This is a genomic window from Haemophilus sp. SZY H56, assembly GCF_054332415.1.
This window is the reverse complement of record NZ_JBTGNX010000005.1, coordinates 85,477-107,399: the sequence shown is the minus strand read 5'-3', so window position 1 is coordinate 107,399 and position 21,923 is coordinate 85,477. Positions and strand designations below refer to the sequence as shown.

The window sequence follows — 21,923 nt, the reverse complement described above, 5'->3', positions numbered from 1 at the left end:
CTAAAAATAACCGCACTTTGATTTGTAAACCAAAGTGCGGTTTTTATATTAAGTTTTTTGCGAGTTATTCTTTTGCTACGGTAAGAATAGACCAAATATAAGCCAATATGACCAATACCGCAGAGACAGAAAACATGATGCTGACCACATCAACGAAAAAGAAACTTTCCAGAATCGGTTTAGTGAAGATGCGTTCCGCATATCTCGCGACAAAAGTGATGATATAAGCCCATAAAGCCCAGGTAACTAGATCTAGTACAAAGCTTTTGGCTTTAATCAGCAAGGGAAGACTGCTACCTTTATTAATAACCATCAATTGTTGTAAAGTGGCGGTTGCCATTATTTAAACTCCTCTGTCAGGGCTTGTCCAGACAGCTAGCTTGGACTTGTTTCTAAAAATCGCTTTTGGGATTCCAACGAGTAACGTTATTGTATTGAGTAACCAATAAACGTAGGGATACCAAATGCAGGAAATTCCATATTGGATCAATCCTTTTTCGTAACGTGAATCAATGTATAAGCTTAAGAGACACTGTAAGAAGAAGGAAAAAAACATGATTGAGATATTTGTTTCAAACAACTCCATGTTTTGAATTCCTATACCTAAGGTAATCTTGCGGTATAGTGCAAGTGCAACCAGTGCAACTAATAAGATTGCCCAAGTTGCAGTAACAAAATATTCGGCATACATTGGCTATAGGCGGCGGTTTCTCCAACGCCAGACCTGAGGGAAATATTTGAGAATGGTTTCAGCACCACCTTGTGCCCAACGTAAACGCTGTTTGTATAAACCATAAAGACGTTCAGGCATTAATACCCAACATAAAGCACGAGGTTCATACATGATGTTGTAACCGGCCGTTTGAATTTTCCAACTAACATCAATGTCTTCGGTGATCATATTGGTGCTCCAGCCACCGATTTCTTCCATTACATCTTTTCGGAATAAACAACATACACCAGATACGGTGAAGATGGTTCCCATCAGGCTTTGAGCACGTTTGATTAAACCGATAATGGAGCTAAACTCAGACACTTGTAAGCGACCTAGGATTGTACTGCGGTTACGTACGCGTGGGTTTCCTGTAACGGCGCCATAAGCACGGTTTAATTCGAGGGATTGCACCATGTAATCGATCGCATCGAAATCCAATACCGCATCGCCATCAATACAGGCCACATATTCACCTTTAGCAACTAACAAGCCATGATTTAATGCGCTGGCTTTACCTTGGTTTTCTTGGTGAAGCGCCACGATGCGTTCGTCAGCTTTTGCCCAACGTTCAATAATTTCACCTGTGTTATCTTTACTGCCATCATTGATAAAGATCAGTTCATAGTTTGGGTATCTGAGTTGGAGCAAGTAAGGAATAGCTTCATCTAGATTGTCCCCTTCGTTGTAGCAAGGCACCATAATGCTGACCATAGGAACGCGTTCTTTGGGCATTTGTTGGAAAGTCGGTTGCCCGAGTTTTCCTTCCATAAACAGGTAATAACACAGACTTGCCGTCACCCAATATATTGCCATCCCGGCAGGATACATGAATACGAAGATACTCACTGCTTCTAAGAATTGTTGGTTCATGATCAATCCTTATTTTTTTCCTGCATTCGTATTTACGGAAAAATACGGTTTCATTTTGTTCATATCCGGTTGGTTTGTTAAAAAGTTATCCGGATAGTAGCCATAGCTATAAATATGATTTTTTTGCAATAGCGTCATCCAATCAATCAATTCGGATTCAGGAATTGGTTTTTGAGTTCGCCAATTCACCGCTTGGAATTCAAATAAGACTTTATCTAATGGTGCTTGAGCTTTCACATTTTCAATAAGAGAAGCAAACCATTGATAGGCTTCTTTTTGTGAAATAGGCTGCTCATTTTCCATATATGGCATCGCCATAATGGCCGTGGTATCGTAATTTTCGGTGAGCGTTTTTAAGTTTTGAGCCAACCATTCTTCTGCATTTGGGGTTGTGATCACTGATGCATAAATATTACGAGCCGTTTTAAGAGAATATGAACCACGCAAGAAATAAGGTTTTAACGCATCAGTGAGTTGATGGGTTAATTGGATTAAATCCTGTGTTTTTTGTTTTGCTTGTGGACTAACCATGCCTTCAGCGTGAGTGCCTTCTGCACCTTCAAAATCGGTTAGGAACGCATCATCGTGGAATAAGATGCCATTAAATTTGGCATAGAATGACAAATCGTTATAAATGGATTTAATGATTTCAACATTCTGGTTGTTATAAGGTGAAAGGCGTAAATAAGCCTTTGTTGAAGGCTTGCCAGTGCGGCTATCAATGACATATTCCGCCTCTTTTACGCCTTTTCGTAAATCAAAGGCGAGTACAGGCATCCAAGCGTAGACTTGTACGCCCGCGCGCGTTTGCAATTGCCAGGCAATTCGGCCAAAAATATCATCTCGTACAGGAAGGTATTTATTTGGGAAATACAAGGCATCCGCTACACCATCCCCATCGGGATCAGAGAAGGCTTGAAGATAAACTGTCGTCACACCATAGCGATAGATGCGGTCGATTAACTTATCAAGGTTTTTGGCTTGCTGAGCTTTATCCGCATCATAGACATAATCCAAATCAACATGTAGCACACGTTGAATTTGCTTGCTTTCATCAATACCATCGAGATAGTTTTTAACGGTATTTAGATCGGTTTCTGCATTAAGTAATAAGCGTCCAATGTGTTTATCGCCAACTTTATTAACAATTTTCTCACCCAATGAGAAATAGTGTGGCATTCCTGCTTGTCGTGCAATTTGCACAGCAACATCATTAAATTGTCCATAAGGCCACACCATTACACGTGGTTTCTTACCGATATGATTGATTAATGTTTGAACGGTGCGGGCGAAATCAGATTTCAATCTATTTTTGTAGGCATCTTCTGTTTCATATTTCCCATTTTTATATTCAGGCGCAATCACAGCAGGCAATTGACCACCAGCTGGGTTAGCATTAATACCGTTATGAAGATTATGTGTATGTGAGGCAACCTCAACGAGCCCGCTCTGTTCCATTTCTTTGACTTGTGCCCAAGTGACAAAAACTGAACGATCCAACATTTTATCGGCATAAGCGATTTTTTGATCTGCCGGCGTATCTAACCAGCCTGTCACTGGCGCAAAAACAGCAGGGTAGTTATAGGCCTTTAATAGAGGAAAGACCACGTTATACATGGTTTCATAGCCATCATCGAAGCTTAGCAATACCGCATTATCAGGTAATGTGCCTTTACCATTTTCAGCATCGATAACTTGCTGCCAACTGATCACGTTGTATCCGTTTTCTTTTAGCCAATTAAAATGTTTAATTAAGGTTTGGGCTGAAATCGTTTGAGGAAAATACTGTTTTTGATTTTCAGCCGCACTTTCATCAACAACGGAGTGATAAGCTAATACGCCATAACGATCTTGCGCAAAGGCAAAAGCTGAAAAAAGGGAAAGCGTGCAAATAATGATTTTTGCAAAATGTTTTAGAGATCTCATAAAGTTATACCGCTTAAGTATTTAATAATAAATAGAGAAGTTTAAATTTCCGAAATTGTTGAATTCAGCACTGCCGTCGTAAATATTCTTTTTACGACCAATTTCATAAGACACGCCAAATTTTTTACCCACACGCCATTGGTGTCCGTAACTAATCGACCACATTTTTTCTCGACTGAGTTCAGCCTGTTTATAAGCACCCACACTGGCTTTCAGGTGATGATTTAAGACTAAGCCATAATTAAGTGGTTGGTAGTAACTTAAATCCGCACCGAATTCCAAGCTTGTCGCTTTTGATGGGTTGTAATATTCAGCGGAATCAATGGTTTTATTTTTGCTGTAATCGACTCTGAAATTATTGGTTAGCGCCCAACGGTCATGTTTAAATGTATTGAGATTCAACCAGAAATTGGCTTCTTTTCTTAAGTTGTCGTCATCAAATTTCATGACGCCACCACCTAGTCCTGCTTGGAAAATATCGGAATAGGAATACGTGGTAGAGAAACCAATATCTTTGGTATACACACCCTTATTGATGGCTTTAACTGGAGTGCCACTACCATTAATATTGGCGTCTAAATTAAATGACCAATGCTGGTTGAGGGTATAATTTGCCTCTGTAGAGAAATAGGCTTTATCATTAAGCTTAATGCCTTTCCCACCTTCCATTTTTACTTGGAGTGGATAGAAATTGAGTTCAGTGCCTACACCGATTCGACGCGAAATAAGACTTTCTTTGTCATAAGGGGAGCGAGTTTCTAAGTAATGAACGTAGAGATCGTGACCATTTGCTGTTTTCGGTGTGTAAATCGCATAATCTTGGCTACTTTCATTGCTATAACTTATTGGTGAGGAGCGATGCTGTAAGCCGACACTCCCTACAACTTTGCCGGAACGCGCTTGTTCATAATGCTTAATAAGGGATTGAGCTGACTGACGTTGTTCTTCATTCATTGCATCAATCGTTTTTGAAACTGTTGGTAAATCATTTTGACTTAAGGCGGTTTCAGCCAGGTTATTATGAGCTTCTTGCTGATCATTTTTACTCAAAAAATAACCGGCTTTTTCCGCCCATAATTTGGCATCATCATAGTTGCCACGATTTCGCTCAAGTTCCGCTTTTTGCAACATAACCCATGGATCACCAGGCGTTTTGTTAAATAGACGATCATCAATAAGTTGCTGAGCTAATTTGCTGTTACCACGCCATAACGCTAAACGAGCTAAACCAAAATAGCGAGAATCGTAGCCTGGATTCAGAATTTTTGATGTTCGGGTATAGTCATTGATATAAATATTTGAATTCATACGCTCTAAATATTGTTGCGCCAATTCAAATTTGCCTGCATCGCTTGCGGTCAGAGAGAGTTTATGAAGTAAGCCATCGCTCACAGGAGTTTATTGTTTAAGGCTTGTTGTTCAATTGATTGATAAATTGCTAATGCTTTGTGTGGTGAGCCTTTTGCTGCCCAATAATCACCAAAGGCTTCTTCTAAATACGCAGGTACATTAGATTGAGCCTGTAATGTATTGAAATCGTCTTCTATTTCATCAAATTTATTCAAGCGAACACCCATCACAAAACGATCTTGCAATGCTTGTTGATACAGAGGATGCTCAGGATTAATTTTGGCCAAAAGTGCGGTCAATTCTTCAAATGATTTTTCTTGTTGTGTAGGCGTTGTCGCATTTTTTGAAGAGGTAATCGTTTTACCATGCTCAAACCACATCATGTCTTTTTGATTGAATTGATCAGGATAGGCTTTTTGTAGTTTCTCTTGTAATGGTTGAAGGTTGTATTTCGATGCTAAACGATACAACTCTCTCATTAAGGTGATATTTTTCGGATTTTGTTCTAACTGACGTTGCCAGCGGCCAAGTTTAGCCATGTCGGGTTCAGTGAAATCAAGCAAATAACTTTCTGCATCAAGATAAGCATTATCTTGTCCAAAACGTTTCTTATAAACATTCAGTGCATTTTTTGCCGCATTGTAGTTTTTGGTTTCAGTGGAGGCTAATGCGCCACCAAGCCATCCATTTGGATTATCAGGGAATTGCTTTTGCAATTGGGAATAGAATGCAACGGCACGGTCGTATTGTTTTTCATTTCGGGCAGCTTTGCCTAAATTTTCCAGTTCATTTTGGGAAAATTGCGCTGGTGCGCAGCTTTCGCAAAGTGAAAGTGCTTTAGCGGATTGATTCGTCCTCAGATAGAGTGTAATTAAATCATCGCGTACTTTAATATCGTTTGTCCTCTTAAATAAGGCCTCAAGTTTTGGAATGGCTTGATTTAATTGGGCTTCTCCTTGACGAGAGAAAATGATGATATTTTCTCGTTCGGTATCAATAGAGGATTTTTGGGCATAGGCAACCTGTACTACTGAGGTGCTGATACCTACTAATAGCACTGCCTTAAAGACATGGGATAGAGACTTCATATTAACTTCTACTATGTTTAATTATAATTATTTATTGTGAACTCCATATTTATGACAATGTAAGGAAAGTGTAAGTTTCGTAAAGTGGTCCGACCTCAAGTTGAGCTATAAAAAGTATTAGTTATGTATAACATCGAGTGTTTTAGGTGAAAAAATAGGCATTTTAGTAAAATAAAACGCCTATTTGATATTTAGAGAAGTGATTGAAAGTTATTTCAAAATAAACATCGGTGTATTACTGATAGGATCACGATAAATGATGACATCCAAATCAAACACATCCTTCAGCAACTCTTCGGTCATGACCTCATCAGGTGTGCCTTGTGCCATTACGGCACCTTTTTTCATGACGATTAAGTAATCGCAATAGCGGCAGGCTTGGTTGAGATCATGCAACACCGTAATCACGGTTTTACCGTTTTGTTGCATTTGTCGCATCATGCCCATGAGTTCTGCTTGGCGGTTTAAATCCAGATAAGTGGTAGGCTCATCGAGTAGCACTAATTCGGCATCTTGCGCAAGAGTCATGGCTAAAAATACCCGTTGTTGTTGACCACCAGATAAATCGGAAACCAGCTGCTCGGCGAGTTCGGCAGTTTGTGTTTGCGCCATCGCCCAATTAACCAATTCTTCATCTTTTTGGCTGAGTTTGCCCCAGAGATTTAAGTAAGGCGAACGCCCGTAAGCGATCAATTCGCGCACTTTAATCCCTTCGGGTACCAAGTGTTGCTGCGGGAGAAAAGCCAATTCTTGGGCATATTCTTTAGGAGTTTTTTGCCAAATGTCCTTGCCTTTATGGGTGATTGAGCCTTGCTTTGGCTTAAGCAAGCGAGCCACCGCTTTTAATGTGGTGGACTTACAGCAACCATTTGGGCCGATTAACGCAATCACTTTATTTTTCGGGAATTTTAGCGACAGATTTTTAACCACGAGTTTATCTTGATAACCTAAAGATAAATTATTGATTTCAATGCTCATTATTTAGTTCTCATCAATAAGTAGAAGAAATATGGCGCACCGATAATTGCGGTCAGAATACCTGCCGGCAGTTCAGTCGGTGGGTCAATTACCCGCGCCAAAATATCCGAAAGTTGTAATAAGAGGGCGCCAATAATCAAGGCCGCCGGTAATAAGGTACGATGTCTGCCACCGACTAAACGACGAGCAAGATGCGGCGCAACCAAGCCTAAAAAGGCAATCGGACCACAAATTGCCACGGCTGTAGTGGAAAGGGCTACCGCTAGCACTAAAACGCTGATTTGCACTTTATTTACGGTCACGCCCAAGGTAGAGGCTTTGTTTTCACCTAAACCAAGGGTGTCGAGATCGCGACAGAAAATAAATGGTAAGGGCAGCAATACCACTAACCATGGTAATACCACATTCAAATAAGACCAGCTGCGCCCCCATAAGCTACCAGTAAGCCATAACATTGCCGTATTGATCTCGACTGGATTGGTGAGCATCAGATAATGACTAATCGCTGCCCATAATGCGGAAAGTGCGACCCCAATGATTGCCATTTTAATAGGGCGGAAGTTAAAACCGCACACGATCCATAAAATGACAAAAGAGAGCACACCGCCTAAAAAGGCAAAAATAGGCATCCAGTAAAATGCTAAGTTTGGCAAGAACATCAATACCGAAACAGCAATTAACCCCGCTGCATTGTTAATCCCTAAAATATCGGGAGAGGCAAGTGGATTACGCACCACGCTTTGTACGAGCACACCAGAAATCGCTAAGGCGCCGCCTAATAAAATCGCTAATACCGCACGGGGTAGGCGATATTCCATCAAGGTAAAATAGTTTTTATCATCAGGCTGAAAGGCCGCCCAAATTTCCTCAAAGGAAAGCGTATAAGTGCCGAGACGAATACTCAATCCAAAGAGTAGTACCATCAGACTAAGCGTGACGACATAAAAGCCGATAGCGCGAAAAGATACATGAGAAGCTCGCATTAGTGTCTTCCTCTGGCAAATAATACAAAGACTGGGGCACCGATTAAGGCAAGCACCGCACCGGCAGGCACTTCGCTAGGGAAATTAACCGCTCGGGCAATGGTATCTGCAGCGAGCATTAAAATTGCACCGAGTAACATTGCCATAGGGAGCGATTTTCGCAAGTCATAACCAATCCAATAGCGAGCAAGATGGGGCACGAGTAAGCCGATAAAGGCAACAGGGCCAGCAACACTCACGCTTGAACCCACAATCAATAATGCCATGATGTTAGCGTACCAGCGTAAACGGAAGAGATTGATGCCTAGTGAACGCGCAGATTCATCACTTAAATTGAGTAAATTTAAACGACTAGCAAAAAACAGACAGAAAAGTGCGGTCAAAATAAAGAACGGAAATAACGTCAATAATTCATTCCAACGCGCATGCGCAATGCCGCCCGCTAGCCAACTCATAATACCGAAGGCATGATCTTCCGCGATAATGAGTACCAATTTCGTGAGCGCGGCACAAAGTAGTGATACGGCAATCCCCGCTAAAATCACTCGGCTACGATCTCCACTATTATCTTTCCAACCATTGCTGATCAACATCACCACAAACCAACTTATACCACCACCTATACTGGCCACTAAGGCAATGCTATAACCAGAAAGAATCAAGGGGCTAAACGCACTGGCGGTTACCATCGCAAGACTAGCTCCCGAGTTCACGCTGAGTAGTGTAGGCGAGGCAAGTGGATTGCGCGTAATGGTTTGTAACAACGCTCCCGCCACTGCAAGATTGGCACCTAAAATCATGCCAACTAATGCGCGCGGTAGGCGTAAATCGGTTACGGTAATTTTTGCAATTTCATCGCCATCGGGGAGAAATGCTTGTAACGCTGCAAGCGGTCGAATTTCGATGGGATAATACAAAAACAGGCTTCCCCATAATAGGAAAGCCAGAATGATAAGGGGAAGTCCCCAACGGAAAGTGGACTTCATCATTATTTTTGTTTCACGAAACCTTCAATTTGTTTTGCCATAATTTTGCTCGCTTCTAAGCCACGACCACGGGCCCACATATCCGAGTCAACGCTGTAAACATGATTTGCTTTTACGGCAGGAATCGCTTTCCAAAGTGGCTCGGCTTCCCATTTCCGGGCAATGCTTTCATCACGATAATGGGCAATGAACAAGTATTCCGGTTTTTCCATCACTAATTGTTCAAGGTTGATTTCTACGAAAGCTTGATCACTATTGAGTTTAGTTGGGGCAAAACCTAATGTCGTTAAGAAACTACCCACGTAGCCATTGTCATTTTGGATATTAAATTTATCTTCTCGGGAAGTACCAAATGAGGCTTTTTTGCCTTGCACACCTAAATTTTTTGCGATATTGGCAATGTAATCATTATGTTCATTGATCTTCGCTTTCATTTCAGCGCTTTTACCCACTAAATCACCAATTTTCTGTGCTGTTTCAAGGTTTTCTTGGTAGCTTTCATGACGGGAATCAAACATCACCGTTGGTGCAATTTTTTTCAATTCTTCAAATACTGCAGTATGGCGAGATGGATCGGCAATAATTAAATCGGGTTTGAGAGAAGCAATCACTTCAAGACTCGGTTGAGAACGCGTACCAACGGATTGCCATGCGGCAATTTTTTCGCGTACTTGCGGCAAAATACGATCGACTTTGTTATCGTCAGCCACACCCACTGGGCTAACACCGACTTGGGCTAAGGCATCCACAAAAGAATATTCCAACGCCACAACACGGCTTGGGGTTTTATCAAGGGTAAATTCACCTTTTGCATCTTTAACCGTCACGGCACTAGCGAATGCAGATGCCATTAATAATGCAGAAGCTAAAGTGGTTTTGAATAATTTTTTCATGTTGTGTCCTCAATAATAAAAAGCATTTGGATTATACATTCAAACAATGTTATTGAGAATAGTTATATTTTATCTATTTGGTCGGATTTCTCTATTTTGCCCGCATTCTAGCAAGCAAGCTGACAGCGATAATGATGACTAATGAACCAATCCAGAAATTCAGACTAGGTACGTTATCCCAAAATAGCCAGTCACAGATACTGGAGAAAATGACGCCAGTAAAAGCAAAAGGCGTGATGACATTGGCGGGGGCGTATTTAAAGGCACGAGTCAGTAATAATTGGAAAATAAGACCAAATCCGCCTACTAAAAGTAACAGCGTAAACCCATGCAGTGTTGGCATTTTCCACTGTGCGATGAAAAAGAGCGGCAACAAAATCGAGCCTAATAAATGAAAGTAAAACACGATATTTTTAGGTGAATTGTGTTTATTGAGTTCTTGTAAACTGATAAATGCCATCGCAGCCAAGACGGCAGCACCTAAGGCATAGCCTACATGGATAGGGTTGATATTCATTGAGCCGTTGGTCAGCATAATGATGGATACACCGAGAAATCCCATAAAGCTGCAAGCTAATACTTTCAATGGTGTTTTGACTTTAAAGAAAAACAGCAATAAAGGCACAAAAAGTGCGGATGTATTCATCAATAAAATTGCAATGGAAATTGGTAAATATTTAATGGCGTAAAAGGTTAACAACATACTGGCAATGCCGGCGAGGTTGCGCAAAACGAGAAATTTCCATTGCGACATATCAACTTTGAAATCTCCATCTTTAATTAAAAAAGGTAGGAGAAACACAAAACCAATAAAAAAACGGGAAAATAAAATTTCACTGGACGGTAATTCATCAGAGGCGTATTTTACAAATACGCCCATTAAGGCAATGCTGATGTAAGCTAACACCATACAAACAACAGCTTTTTGATAATTATTGCGGAGATGTATGTTTGGCATAAAGGTTCCTTGCACAAAGTGCGGTAAAAAATTGCCTTATTTTGTAAGAAAATGGGTTTGTCTTCGTCTAATGAAATGTAAGCTGAAGATATTTTCTATAATAAGGAAAGAAAATGAAATATACAAAAACATTTCTCATATTGGCCGCACTTTTTGGCGGTTTGCAAAGTAGTTTAACGTATGCTGATAATACAACTTCATCAAGGGAGCAAAAAATGACAATGGAAAGCAAACAAGAACAACAAATTATTTATCTTGCCGGTGGCTGTTTTTGGGGATTAGAAGCTTATATGGAACGCATTCAAGGTGTAACTGATGCCGTTTCTGGCTATGCCAATGGAAAAGGCGATACCACGAACTATCAATTATTGCACGCGACAGATCATGCGGAAACGGTGAAAGTGACTTACGATCCAAATAAAATTTCGCTAGATAAATTGCTGCAATATTATTTCCGTGTGATCGATCCAACCAGTATCAATAAGCAAGGCAATGATCGTGGCAGACAATATCGCACCGGCATTTATTATCAAAATGAGCAAGATAAAGCGGTTATTGAAGCGGCATTGAAAACCTTACAAAGTAAATATCAGGCGCCAATTCAAATTGAAGTAGAGCCACTGAAAAATTATGTGGAGGCGGAAGAATATCATCAGGATTATCTCAAGAAAAACCCGAATGGCTATTGTCATATTGACATCAAAAAAGCGGATGAGCCATTAATTGATGATAAAAAATACCCAAAACCAAGTGATATAGAACTAAAGCAAAAATTGACCGCACTTCAATATGATGTGACGCAAGGCAAACATACTGAACGCTCTTTTAGTAACGAATATTGGGATAATTTCGCCCCAGGTATTTATGTGGATATCACCACGGGAGAACCGTTATTTTCTTCGAAAGATAAATTTGAGTCAGGCTGTGGTTGGCCAAGTTTTACTAAGCCGATTGCGGCTGAAGTCGCTGAATATCAAAAAGATACTAGCTTTAATATGACTCGTATTGAGGTGTTAAGTCGCAGTGGTCATGCCCATTTAGGTCATGTGTTTGACGATGGTCCACGTGATAAAGGTGGTTTGCGTTATTGCATCAACAGCGCATCGATTAAGTTTATTCCATTAGATGAAATGGAAAAACAAGGCTATGGTGATTTGATTCCTTTTGTGAAATAAGAGGGCAAAATGAGAAAAATATTGACCGCACTTTTATTTTTTTTGAGTCCATTGAGTTTTGCACAAGAGAAGGTGTCTTTGGCGGATATTTCCTTGAAGATGTTGGATAACCAAACCGTCACCTTATCACAATATCAAGGCAAACCGCTTTATATTAAAATGTGGGCATCTTGGTGTTCAATTTGCTTAGCAGGCTTAGCGGAAATTGATGATCTCAGTGCTGAAAAGAATCTTGATTTTAATGTGATTACGATTGCCTCACCTGGACAAAAGAACGAACAAAATAGTCAAAAATTTATCAATTGGTATAAAGGTCTGGATTACAAAAATATTACGGTATTATTGGATGAAAATGGGGAAATTATTAAACGTGCTAATGTGTTAGGTTATCCATTTAATTTGCTGTTGGATAAGGATTTAAATCTTATCAAAGCACAGCCAGGTCATTTGAATTCAGATCAAATTAAACAATTTGTGAAGGAATAAAAAAGTGTGGTCATTTTTGACCACACTTTCATTGAGATGTTATTAATTGGTTTTCAATTTATTCCAATATTTTTCGTAAATATCCACTGCTTCACCCACATCGCCTTGCATAATACCTTTTTCGATATTTTCAGCAGAGGGGAATAAGGTTGGGTTATTGGCCATTTCAGGTGAAAGCAATGCTTTTACGCCTTCATTTGGCATAGAGAAGCCCATTTTCTCCACTACTAATTTCGCATTTTCAGGACGAAGTAAGAAGTCGATAAATTTATACGCGCCTTCAACATTGTTCGCACCCTTTGGAATCGCATAGTTATCCATCCAGAAAACGGCACCTTCTTTTGGATACACAAATTGGAGGCTTGGGTTTTCTTTGTGTGCTAAATAAGCTGAACCGTTCCATAACATCCCGATAGACGCTTCACCTTGTACATACGGCACTTCTGGCGAATCAGAGTTAAAGGTCACCACATTTGGTAATAATTTCACTAAGCGCTCATAAGCCGCTTTGATCTCTTCTTCATTTGTAGTATTTGGTGATTTTCCGTCTAAGACTAATGCGATATGGAACACTTCACGTGCATCACTGGTTAATAATACTTTGCCTTTATATTCTGGGTTCCATAAATCCGCCCAGCTTGTGATTTTGCTTGGATCAATATCATCTGCATTCACGCCGATACCGGTTAAGCCATAAACATAAGGCAGAGAATATTTGTTATTTGGGTCAAATTCCTTATTTAATAAGTTTGCCGGAATTTGTTTAAAATTACTTAATTTGCTGTGATCAAGCTCTTGTAACATATTTTCTTTCGCCATTTTATTGACGTAATAGCTTGATGGGAAAACTAAATCATAACCGCTGCCTGTACTAGAGGTCAGCTTCAATTTAGCATACATTTCTTCATTACTTTCAAACGTAGAATAAATCACTTCGATGCCCGTTTCTTTGGTAAATTCTGCAACCAAATTGGATGGGACATAGTCAGTCCAGTTGTAAACATACAATTTTTCAGCAGCAAGTGCTGCAGAGGTTGCAGCGAATGCAACTGCTGAAAGGCAAAGTGATTTGATGTATTGAACAGCATTTTTTTTCAATTTATTGACCTCCTCAGGACAATCAAAATAAACCCTAAGTAATTGTTTACTTATATAAACTTTCTGAGTATAGCACCTTTTTTGCAAAAGGTTTGACATATTTTTCTATCAGGGTAAGATTTCCTTTATCTCAATTTTATGTTAATTAATCATCAATTATGCTCGAATTTGCACATCAAGAACACATCAAATCTTATTATCTTGACAGTCGGAATCAAACTTTTGAACTGATGCCTCTCACTCAACAAGAAGAGGCGGATGTTTGTGTCATCGGTGCGGGGTTTTTTGGTTTATCTGCAGCGCTTGAATTGGCGGAAAAAGGTAAAAAAGTGGTTGTCCTAGAAGGTGCGAGAGTCGGATTTGGCGCATCCGGCAGAAGTGGCGGTCAAGCTATCAATGGTTTTGAAGAAGGCATTGATGAATATATTGCTCAAGTGGGCTTTGATAAAGCGAAAAAACTTTGGGATATGTCGCTAGAAGCCATTGATATTATTGACGAACGCATTGCGAAATATGGCATTCAATGTGATTGGAAAAAAGGTTATGCCACATTGGCGTTAAATGAACGTCGTATGGACGATCTCATTGAAATGGAAAAAGCCAGCCATGCGACTTTTGGCTATGACAAAATGCAACTTTGGGATAAAGCCAAACTTAAACAACATCTAGGCAGCGATATTTATGTAGGCGGCTTATACGATAGCAACTCAGGCCACTTACACCCATTAAACTATTGCTTAGGCTTAGCAAAAGCTTGCTTGGATTTAGGCGTGCAGATTTATGAACAATCGCCTGTTGTGGATTTAGTGGAAAAATCAGGCTGCATTGAAGTCAAAACCGATAAAAGTGCGGTTATTTCTCAAGACGTTATTTTAGCCACCAACGCTTATATTGATGCACTACCGAAGTCCATTCATCACGGTATTAATCGCAAAATTTTACCGGTCGAGAGCTTTATTATTGCGACCGAACCTTTAGATCAAGCCTCGGCTGACTCAGTGATCAACAATGGCATGTCTGTTTGCGATAACAATATCTTGCTCGATTACTATCGCTTGAGTGCGGATAACCGTTTGTTATTTGGTAGTGACTCAAGCTCAGAAAAAGATATGGTGCAAATTATGCGTGGCAATATGTTGCATGTTTTCCCACAGTTAGAAAATGTCAAAATTGACTATGGCTGGGCAGGGCCAATTGATATGACAATGAACGCAAGCCCACATTTTGGTCGTATTTCACCGCATATTTACTTTGCACAAGGTTATTCTGGACACGGTGTCGCTCTCACTGGACTTGCAGGACGCATTATTGCAGAAGCAATTTTAGGTAATGACGAACGTTTGAGAATTTTTGAAGGGTTGAAAGTCCCTTCGTTTTACGGTGGAAAATATCTTAAAAACTTAGCCACCAAGATCGGCGTACTCTATTACAAATTCCTCGATCGTTATCGTTAATTAAAAAACAAAAGGCGTGTTAAATACACGCCTTTATTGTTTCGATGACATTTAAGGTTTAATGTCTCGTAAAATAGGATTTTGCATGGAAATCAAGGTTTCCGTCGATTGAATTTCATCAATTAGCTGAATTTTAGTTGCCAGCACGGAATGTAATTCAGCAATCGTATGTGTCATCACTTTAATAAAAATCGAATAGTTACCCGTGGTATAATAGGCTTCCACCACTTCATCAAAAGTGTCTAGCTTTTTAATCACTTTTTCATAATCTTTTGCACTTTTCAAAATAATGCCAATAAAGCAACACACATCGTAACCCAACTTACGCTCATCAATAATCGCTTTTGTCCCTTCAATCAGGCCAGACTGACGCATTTTCTCTACACGAACATGAATTGTACCCGGGCTTACACCAAAGTTTTTGGCCATTTCTGCATAGGGTGTACGAGCATCTTTTGTCAGTACTCGGAGAATTTGTCGATCAAGCGTATCGATATTGTGCATAAAACACCCCCAGTTAGATCTTTTTTAAAATATCTTCTTTATTTTTGATAATATTCAACATTTAAAACAATGTAAAGAAATTACTTGAAACAAATTGCAATTTTATTAAATAATACACAACAAATCTTACCAGTTATTATAAAAAAGAAGGATAAATATGAAAAAGACGTTTATTTTACAACAACAAGAAATTAGCTTTGTGAAGAACACCTTTACTCAAAATTTAATTGAACAATTTGGCATCATTGAAGTGCAAGGTCCAATCCTGAGTGAAGTTGGCAATGGTATGCAAGATAACTTATCAGGCATTGAGAAAGCGGTTCAAGTAAACGTGAAATGCATCCCAAATGCGGTTTATGAAGTGGTTCACTCATTAGCAAAATGGAAACGTCACACTTTAGCACGTTTCCACTTTAAAGAAGGCGAAGGCTTATTTGTGCACATGAAAGCATTACGTCCAGATGAAGATTCATTGGATCAAACTCACTCTGTTTATGTGGATCAATGGGACTGGGAAAAAGTGATTCCTGAAGGTCGTCGTAACTTTGCTTATTTAAAAGAAACGGTACGTTCTATCTATCGTGCAATCCGTTTAACTGAATTAGCAGTAGAAGCGCGTTTTGATATCCCATCAAGTTTGCCAAAAGAAATCACCTTCGTTCACAGTGAAGATTTAGTGAAACGCTACCCAGAGCTTTCAAGCAAAGAGCGTGAAAATGCGATTTGTAAAGAATATGGCGCCGTGTTCTTAATTGGTATTGGTGGCAAATTATCAGACGGTAAACCACATGATGGTCGTGCACCAGACTATGATGACTGGACAACTGAATCTGAAAACGGCTACAAAGGCTTAAACGGTGATATTTTGGTGTGGAACGCTGAGTTAGGTAAAGCGTTTGAGCTTTCTTCAATGGGTATTCGTGTGGATGAATCCGCATTACGTTTACAAGTTGGCTTAACCGGTGATGAAGATCGCTTAAAAATGGATTGGCACCAAGATTTATTAAACGGCAAATTACCTCTCACCATCGGTGGTGGTATCGGTCAATCTCGCTTGGCAATGTTGTTGCTTCACAAAAAACACATTGGTGAAGTGCAATCAAGCGTATGGCCAAAAGAGATGTTAGAACAATACCAACATATTCTTTAGTTAATATCGAATATAAGCCTACTAGCAGCCATTTAGAGATGGTAAAGTAATCTCTGAATGGCTAACTAAGCGAGTAGTTTCTTTTATTGAAGATTTGGCTGGTCATTTAGCCGTCTATCATCGAATTGAGACTGAATAAAGAATCATTTGTGGCATATAGAGAAGTAAATGGTTTCGATAATCAATGGTGATCTAAATTGCGATGATGGCCGATCAATTTAATTAAAATCAAAAGAAAAGGACGTCGTCTAATATATCGACGTCAGTCCTTAAGTGAATGGTGTAGCTTTTAGGTGAGATCAAAATAGAAATTTTGATCTCATTTTATTATCAGTCAGAAAAGATTATTCCGCATCTTCTTTTGCCCATTCTAATGAGCGTTTAACGGCTTTTTTCCAACCTTTATACCGACGTTGACGTTTTTCATCATCGTTATCAGGCGTAAAAGTTCGTTCTACACGTGCTTTGTCGTGAAGTTCATCGAGGTCTTTCCAGAAACCAACTGCAAGACCGGCAAGGTAAGCTGCACCAAGTGCGGTCACTTCTTTTACGACAGGTCGTTCAACATTCACATCTAAAATATCCGCTTGGAATTGCATTAAGAAGCTATTGTTGGTTGCGCCGCCATCAACACGTAAATATTGTAAGCGTTGACCAGAGTCAGATTGCATTGCTTCTAATACGTCACGAGTTTGGTAAGCGATAGATTCAAGGGTTGCGCGTACAATATGGTTACGGTTAGAACCTCGAGAAAGACCAAAAATTGCACCGCGTGCATACGGATCCCAATATGGTGCACCTAAACCGGTGAAGGCTGGAACAACATATACCCCGTTGCTATCAGGGACTTTCTGTGCGAAGTATTCGGAGTCGTGGCTGTCATGAACGATTTTGAGTTCATCACGTAACCATTGGATTGAAGCGCCTGCAATAAATACAGAACCTTCAAGTGCGTATTCAGGTTCACTTTTGGCGTTACAAGCGATGGTGGTTAATAGGCCATTTTTAGAGGTAATAGCTTTATCACCGGTGTGGAGCAACATAAAGCAGCCTGTACCATAGGTATTTTTCGCTTGGCCTGCGCGTGTGCATAGATGGCCGTAAAGTGCCGCTTGTTGGTCGCCCGCGATACCTGCAACTGGAATACGTACGCCGCCTTTACCCCCGATGTTGGTTTGGCCATACACTTCAGAAGAATTACGCACTTCAGGTAACATAGAGCGTGGAATATTTAATAATTCCAACATTTTGTCATCCCATTTTTTCGTATGGATGTTAAATAACATGGTACGGGATGCGTTGGTGTAATCCGTTACGTGAACACGACCTTGGGTTAATTTCCACACAAGCCAGGTATCTACAGTACCGAATAAAAGCTCGCCACGTTCCGCTTTTTCGCGAGCGCCTTCTACATTGTCTAAAATCCATTTCACTTTTGTACCAGAGAAATAGGGGTCCACCACTAAACCCGTGGTGTTGCGGATATATTCCTCATGACCATCCGCTTTAAGTTTGTCTGTAATATCTGCAGTACGACGACATTGCCACACAATCGCGTTATAAACCGGTGTACCGGTTGCTTTTTCCCATACGATGGTGGTTTCACGTTGGTTAGTAATACCAATTGCCGCAACTTCATCAGAGGTAATGCCTGCTTTTGCAACCACTTCGTTTAATGTTGAACTTTGTGTTGCCCAAATTTCCATTGGATTATGTTCCACCCAGCCTGCACGTGGATAAATTTGTGTAAATTCACGTTGAGCGATTTCGACAACATTCGCATTGTGATCTAATAATACTGCACGAGAGCTTGTGGTACCTTGGTCCAACGCAATGATGTATTTCTTGTCTGTCATGGTTCTATTCCTTAGAGTGTTTGGCACTCTCATTAAATGAATGAAGAAATTTTGAGCTTAAACGAACAAATTGCGAACCTAACTTAATTGAATTCGAACTTAATTGGAATAAGCAATATTTGATTTTGTGACTGTGATCACAAATTTTTTCCTGAAAATATGTAAACGATTGCGTTAACGCACAAAATAATGTGATCGCTCTCTCATTTTTAGAAAATAGATCGGTTTCATCTATTGAATTAATTGGTTAAAACTAGATAATGAAGCCACTCACTTTGAGTATCTCAATATTTGATCAAACAACGAAACGAATTGCAAAGCAAGATTTCTTTAATGAAATCATTAAGTTAATCATTATTTGGAGATTTTCTTATGAATGCCTATTTTGCAGAATTTTTTGGCACAGCACTTCTCATCCTGTTAGGTAACGGTGTAGTGGCCAACGTATGCTTAAATAAAACGAAAGGGCAAAGTTCTGGTTGGATTGTGATCACTACCGCATGGGCATTTGCGGTGTATGTGGCGGTTGTTGTAACGGGACCTTACAGTGGGGCACACTTAAATCCTGCGGTAACACTTGGTGTAGCAATGAAAGGTGCATTTGCTTGGGAATTGGTGCCGGGCTACATCGCGGCACAAGTGGTGGGTGGCATGGTTGGTGCGTTGTTGGTTTACATTATGTATAAAGATCACTTTGCAGCGACTGAAGAAGAGGGCTTAAAACGCGCTTGTTTCTGTACTGAACCAGCAATTCGTAACTATCCAATCAACTTAGTGAACGAAATCGTTGGTACCTTCGTACTCGTCTTCGTGATTTTCTATCTTGCAGGTGCAAACATCACTTTACCTGGCACAGCAGAAAGCACGCCAATTGGTTTAGGTTCTATCGGGGCATTACCAGTCGCGATTTTAGTTTGGGCAATTGGTTTAAGTTTAGGTGGAACAACCGGTTATGCGATCAACCCAGCTCGAGATCTTGGTCCGCGCTTAACTTTAGGTCTTTTACTTGGTGGTACATTAAAAACTAAAGCTGACTGGGGATACAGTTGGGTTCCGGTTGTAGGTCCATTTATCGGGGCGGCTTTAGCAGCGGTATTCTATAACGCCATTATGTAATTTATTCTAATAGAAAGAGCGGTCAAAATTCATGATGTTTTTTGACCGCTCTTTTTGTATTTAGGGGGATTAAATACAATAATCTTCGAATTCCATCGGCATTTTAGCTTGCAATAAGAATTGTTTGGTGCGCTCTTGCTGTGGATGACTGAAGAATTCAGCTGCGGTATTTTGTTCAACAATATGACCATTTTCCATAAGAATCACACGATCTGCCACATCTTTGGCAAAATTCAACTCATGGGTGACGATAATCATTGTCCAGCCTTCTTGTGCGAGCATTTTGAGTGCCTGTAACACTTCACCAACGAGTTCCGGGTCAAGAGCGGAAGTGGGCTCATCTAACAAGATAATATCGGGTTTAACCGCTAAAGCTCGGGCGATCCCGACACGTTGCTGTTGACCACCAGAAAGTTGAGAGGGATATAAATCCGCTTTTGCTTTTAAACCGACTTTTTCCAATAATGCCAAGGCTTTTTCACGAGCAGTCTCTTTTGGTTGTTTTTGCACAACCACCATCCCTTCCATCACATTCTCAAGAGCCGTGCGGTGAGGAAATAGGTTGTATTGTTGGAACACCATTGAGGAACGACGACGCAATTTTAGTTCATCGGATTTGCTGATCTTCTTGCTGAAATCAATAGTTAAGCTTCCATCGGTAAATGCTAATACCCCTTTTTCTGGGCGTTCGAGCAAATTTAAACAGCGTAAAAAGGTCGTTTTGCCTGAACCTGATGGGCCCAGAATGGCAACCACTTCACCTTTATTAATTTCAAAATCAATGCTTTTTAATACATGGTGGCCATTAAAACTTTTCTGAATATTCGTGACTTTTAACATAACCAGTCCTTATAAATGGCGAGAAAGGCGTTTTTCTAAGCGGGTTTGCCCTATCGACAGCACAAAACAGAATACCCAATAAATAAGGGCTGCTTCACTATAAATTAAAATAAACTCATAGTTTTCAGCCGTGATGTTTTGCGCTACACGGAATAATTCAGCGATCCAAACGAGTGAAGCAAGAGAAGTATCTTTCACCGTGCTAATGAAAGTGTTTGATAGCGAAGGGACGGAAATACGTAAAGCTTGCGGCATAATGGTACGCACGAAAGCTTGTGTGTAATTCATGCCTATCGCATAAGAGGCTTCCCATTGACCTTTAGGAATCGCAAGAATGGAGGCCCTTACCGTTTCTGCCGCATAAGCACCAATGTTAATGGAGAACGCAATAATTGCGGTTGGAAAAGGTTCTAGCTTGATACCAATTTCAGGTAAACCGTAGAAGATAATGAAGATCTGCACCAACATTGGCGTGCCACGAATAATTGAAATATAAGTGCGGCAAATGCCCTGCAGAATTTTGGTCATTAAATTGGGATGCGGTAATGTGCAAATCACAGCCACAATAACAGCAATGAATAAACCGCAAAAGAAGGAAATTACCGCTAGGGGAATCGTATATAAAATTGCCCCTTCCATCATAGGCCAAAACGAGCTGATTACATAATCAGCTCGTTCTGCGGTCATAAATGGAAGGCTTGCTAACCAATTATTGAGTAATGTCATCGCCAAACCATTTGATTGAAATTTGTTTTAACGTTCCGTCTTTGCGTAGTTCTTCAAGTGCTTGGTTTACTTTCGCAATAAGCGGTTCTTCACCTTTCAAGAAAGCAAAACTGGTCGGGATTTTTTTATCACTTTCTACAGCAATTTTTAAGCCTGCATTAGGTTGTTTTTTGAAGTAATCTAACACCGCGAGTTTATCATTTACAGTTGCGTCAACACGACCTTGTTTTACTGCTTCAAGGTTTTGCGCCAAGCTATCAACGGTTACAATAATTGCACCATTAGCACGAGCATCTTTGCTCCAGTTACTAGTTGCAGATTGTGCAGATTTTTTACCTTTTAAATCAGGGAATGATTTAATGCTATCGTTATCAGCTTTCGTCACGATTACGCCAGCAGAGTAGTTATAAGGTGCACTGTAATCATATTTTTTTAAACGTTCTGGGCTTGGATTGGTTTGGTTTGCAATAACATCAAAGCGTTTTGCGTTTAAACCTGCATACATACCGTCCCAAGCGGTTTCTTTGAATTCGACTTTCCAACCTAATTTTTGTGCGACATTTTCGATAATTTCCACATCAAAACCCGTTAACTTGCCATCTTTGTCGTGGAAAGTGAATGGTGCGTAAGTTCCCTCAGTACCGACTAATAAGGTTTTAGTTTGTTCAACGCGATCAGCAATTTCACCTGCGTTAGCAAAAGTAGAAAGAGCTAATCCAGCCGCTAAAAGTGCGGTGCTAAAAAATGATTTTTTCATAAGTGTTCCTTTAT

The 21,923-nt window shown here is 40.1% G+C and carries 18 protein-coding genes and 2 pseudogenes; 5 read left to right on the top strand and 15 right to left on the bottom strand.

Annotated elements, in window-relative coordinates; all coding sequences use genetic code 11:
• Nucleotides 1-64: 64 nt before the first annotated feature.
• The 9 genes and pseudogenes from ACXVWP_RS05200 to ACXVWP_RS05160 all read right to left on the bottom strand — a co-directional run bounded on the left by ACXVWP_RS05200 (nt 65) and on the right by ACXVWP_RS05160 (nt 10,747).
• Entirely contained in the window at nt 65-340 is a 276-nt protein-coding gene (locus tag ACXVWP_RS05200) for an HmsD (protein ID WP_065420546.1), read from the bottom strand.
• A 3-nt stretch (nt 341-343) separates the two neighbouring features.
• Nucleotides 344-1,585: pseudogene (pgaC, locus tag ACXVWP_RS05195) on the bottom strand (poly-beta-1,6-N-acetyl-D-glucosamine synthase).
• A gap of 9 nt (nt 1,586-1,594) precedes the next feature.
• Nucleotides 1,595-3,511 (bottom strand): poly-beta-1,6-N-acetyl-D-glucosamine N-deacetylase PgaB, encoded by a 1,917-nt coding sequence (gene pgaB, locus ACXVWP_RS05190; RefSeq protein WP_297568441.1) that lies wholly within the window; start codon nt 3,509-3,511, stop codon nt 1,595-1,597.
• Between the two features lie 21 nt (nt 3,512-3,532).
• Nucleotides 3,533-5,949, bottom strand: a pseudogene (pgaA, locus tag ACXVWP_RS05185) (poly-beta-1,6 N-acetyl-D-glucosamine export porin PgaA).
• A gap of 210 nt (nt 5,950-6,159) precedes the next feature.
• On the bottom strand, nt 6,160-6,927 hold the full coding sequence (gene fecE / locus ACXVWP_RS05180; protein WP_297568438.1) for a Fe(3+) dicitrate ABC transporter ATP-binding protein FecE: 768 nt from the start codon (nt 6,925-6,927) through the stop codon (nt 6,160-6,162).
• Nucleotides 6,927-7,910, bottom strand: coding sequence for a Fe(3+) dicitrate ABC transporter permease subunit FecD (gene fecD, locus ACXVWP_RS05175; RefSeq protein ID WP_140529269.1), 984 nt, complete (start codon nt 7,908-7,910; stop codon nt 6,927-6,929). The genes fecE and fecD overlap by 1 nt, the downstream gene beginning before the upstream one ends.
• Nucleotides 7,910-8,899, bottom strand: a complete 990-nt coding sequence (gene fecC, locus ACXVWP_RS05170) for an iron-dicitrate ABC transporter permease FecC (protein WP_297568432.1) — start codon at nt 8,897-8,899, stop codon at nt 7,910-7,912. Before fecC ends, fecD begins: the two co-directional genes overlap by 1 nt.
• Nucleotides 8,899-9,789: a Fe(3+) dicitrate ABC transporter substrate-binding protein gene (locus tag ACXVWP_RS05165; RefSeq protein ID WP_297568429.1), complete on the bottom strand. Its 891-nt coding sequence runs from the start codon at nt 9,787-9,789 to the stop codon at nt 8,899-8,901. Before ACXVWP_RS05165 ends, fecC begins: the two co-directional genes overlap by 1 nt.
• A gap of 91 nt (nt 9,790-9,880) precedes the next feature.
• Entirely contained in the window at nt 9,881-10,747 is an 867-nt protein-coding gene (locus ACXVWP_RS05160) for a DMT family transporter (protein ID WP_297568426.1), read from the bottom strand.
• 113 nt (nt 10,748-10,860) lie between these two features.
• Between ACXVWP_RS05160 and msrAB the strand changes: the two genes are divergently transcribed.
• Both msrAB and ACXVWP_RS05150 read left to right on the top strand, forming a co-directional pair.
• Nucleotides 10,861-11,922: a bifunctional peptide-methionine (S)-S-oxide reductase MsrA/peptide-methionine (R)-S-oxide reductase MsrB gene (msrAB, locus tag ACXVWP_RS05155; protein WP_297568423.1), complete on the top strand. Its 1,062-nt coding sequence runs from the start codon at nt 10,861-10,863 to the stop codon at nt 11,920-11,922.
• Nucleotides 11,923-11,931: 9 nt separating this feature from the next.
• Nucleotides 11,932-12,408 (top strand): redoxin family protein, encoded by a 477-nt coding sequence (locus ACXVWP_RS05150; RefSeq protein ID WP_297568420.1) that lies wholly within the window; start codon nt 11,932-11,934, stop codon nt 12,406-12,408.
• Nucleotides 12,409-12,450: 42 nt separating this feature from the next.
• On the opposite strand, the gene ACXVWP_RS05145 is transcribed toward ACXVWP_RS05150, so the two are convergent.
• On the bottom strand, nt 12,451-13,482 hold the full coding sequence (locus ACXVWP_RS05145) for an extracellular solute-binding protein (RefSeq protein ID WP_369866756.1): 1,032 nt from the start codon (nt 13,480-13,482) through the stop codon (nt 12,451-12,453).
• A gap of 182 nt (nt 13,483-13,664) precedes the next feature.
• Between ACXVWP_RS05145 and ACXVWP_RS05140 the strand changes: the two genes are divergently transcribed.
• Nucleotides 13,665-14,960, top strand: a complete 1,296-nt coding sequence (locus tag ACXVWP_RS05140; RefSeq protein WP_297568415.1) for an NAD(P)/FAD-dependent oxidoreductase — start codon at nt 13,665-13,667, stop codon at nt 14,958-14,960.
• Nucleotides 14,961-15,011: 51 nt separating this feature from the next.
• On the opposite strand, the gene asnC is transcribed toward ACXVWP_RS05140, so the two are convergent.
• Entirely contained in the window at nt 15,012-15,464 is a 453-nt protein-coding gene (gene asnC, locus ACXVWP_RS05135) for a transcriptional regulator AsnC (protein WP_288669103.1), read from the bottom strand.
• A gap of 157 nt (nt 15,465-15,621) precedes the next feature.
• On the opposite strand from asnC, the gene asnA reads away from it, so the two are divergent.
• The gene (gene asnA, locus ACXVWP_RS05130; protein WP_297568413.1) at nt 15,622-16,614 is read left to right on the top strand and encodes an aspartate--ammonia ligase; all 993 of its coding nucleotides are present in this window, start codon (nt 15,622-15,624) and stop codon (nt 16,612-16,614) included.
• 344 nt (nt 16,615-16,958) lie between these two features.
• On the opposite strand, the gene glpK is transcribed toward asnA, so the two are convergent.
• Nucleotides 16,959-18,470 (bottom strand): glycerol kinase GlpK, encoded by a 1,512-nt coding sequence (gene glpK, locus ACXVWP_RS05125; RefSeq protein ID WP_458473289.1) that lies wholly within the window; start codon nt 18,468-18,470, stop codon nt 16,959-16,961.
• A gap of 372 nt (nt 18,471-18,842) precedes the next feature.
• On the opposite strand from glpK, the gene ACXVWP_RS05120 reads away from it, so the two are divergent.
• Nucleotides 18,843-19,586 carry an MIP/aquaporin family protein gene (locus ACXVWP_RS05120; RefSeq protein ID WP_065286246.1) on the top strand — a complete coding sequence of 248 codons (744 nt, stop codon included), beginning with the start codon at nt 18,843-18,845 and terminating at the stop codon, nt 19,584-19,586.
• A gap of 69 nt (nt 19,587-19,655) precedes the next feature.
• On the opposite strand, the gene ACXVWP_RS05115 is transcribed toward ACXVWP_RS05120, so the two are convergent.
• The 3 genes from ACXVWP_RS05115 to ACXVWP_RS05105 are packed head-to-tail and all read right to left on the bottom strand — an operon-like array spanning nt 19,656 to nt 21,909.
• Entirely contained in the window at nt 19,656-20,426 is a 771-nt protein-coding gene (locus ACXVWP_RS05115; protein ID WP_128786765.1) for an amino acid ABC transporter ATP-binding protein, read from the bottom strand.
• 9 nt (nt 20,427-20,435) lie between these two features.
• Nucleotides 20,436-21,152, bottom strand: coding sequence for an amino acid ABC transporter permease (locus ACXVWP_RS05110; RefSeq protein WP_289902123.1), 717 nt, complete (start codon nt 21,150-21,152; stop codon nt 20,436-20,438).
• Nucleotides 21,136-21,909, bottom strand: a complete 774-nt coding sequence (locus ACXVWP_RS05105) for an amino acid ABC transporter substrate-binding protein (RefSeq protein WP_297568407.1) — start codon at nt 21,907-21,909, stop codon at nt 21,136-21,138. Before ACXVWP_RS05105 ends, ACXVWP_RS05110 begins: the two co-directional genes overlap by 17 nt.
• Nucleotides 21,910-21,923 lie beyond the last annotated feature (14 nt).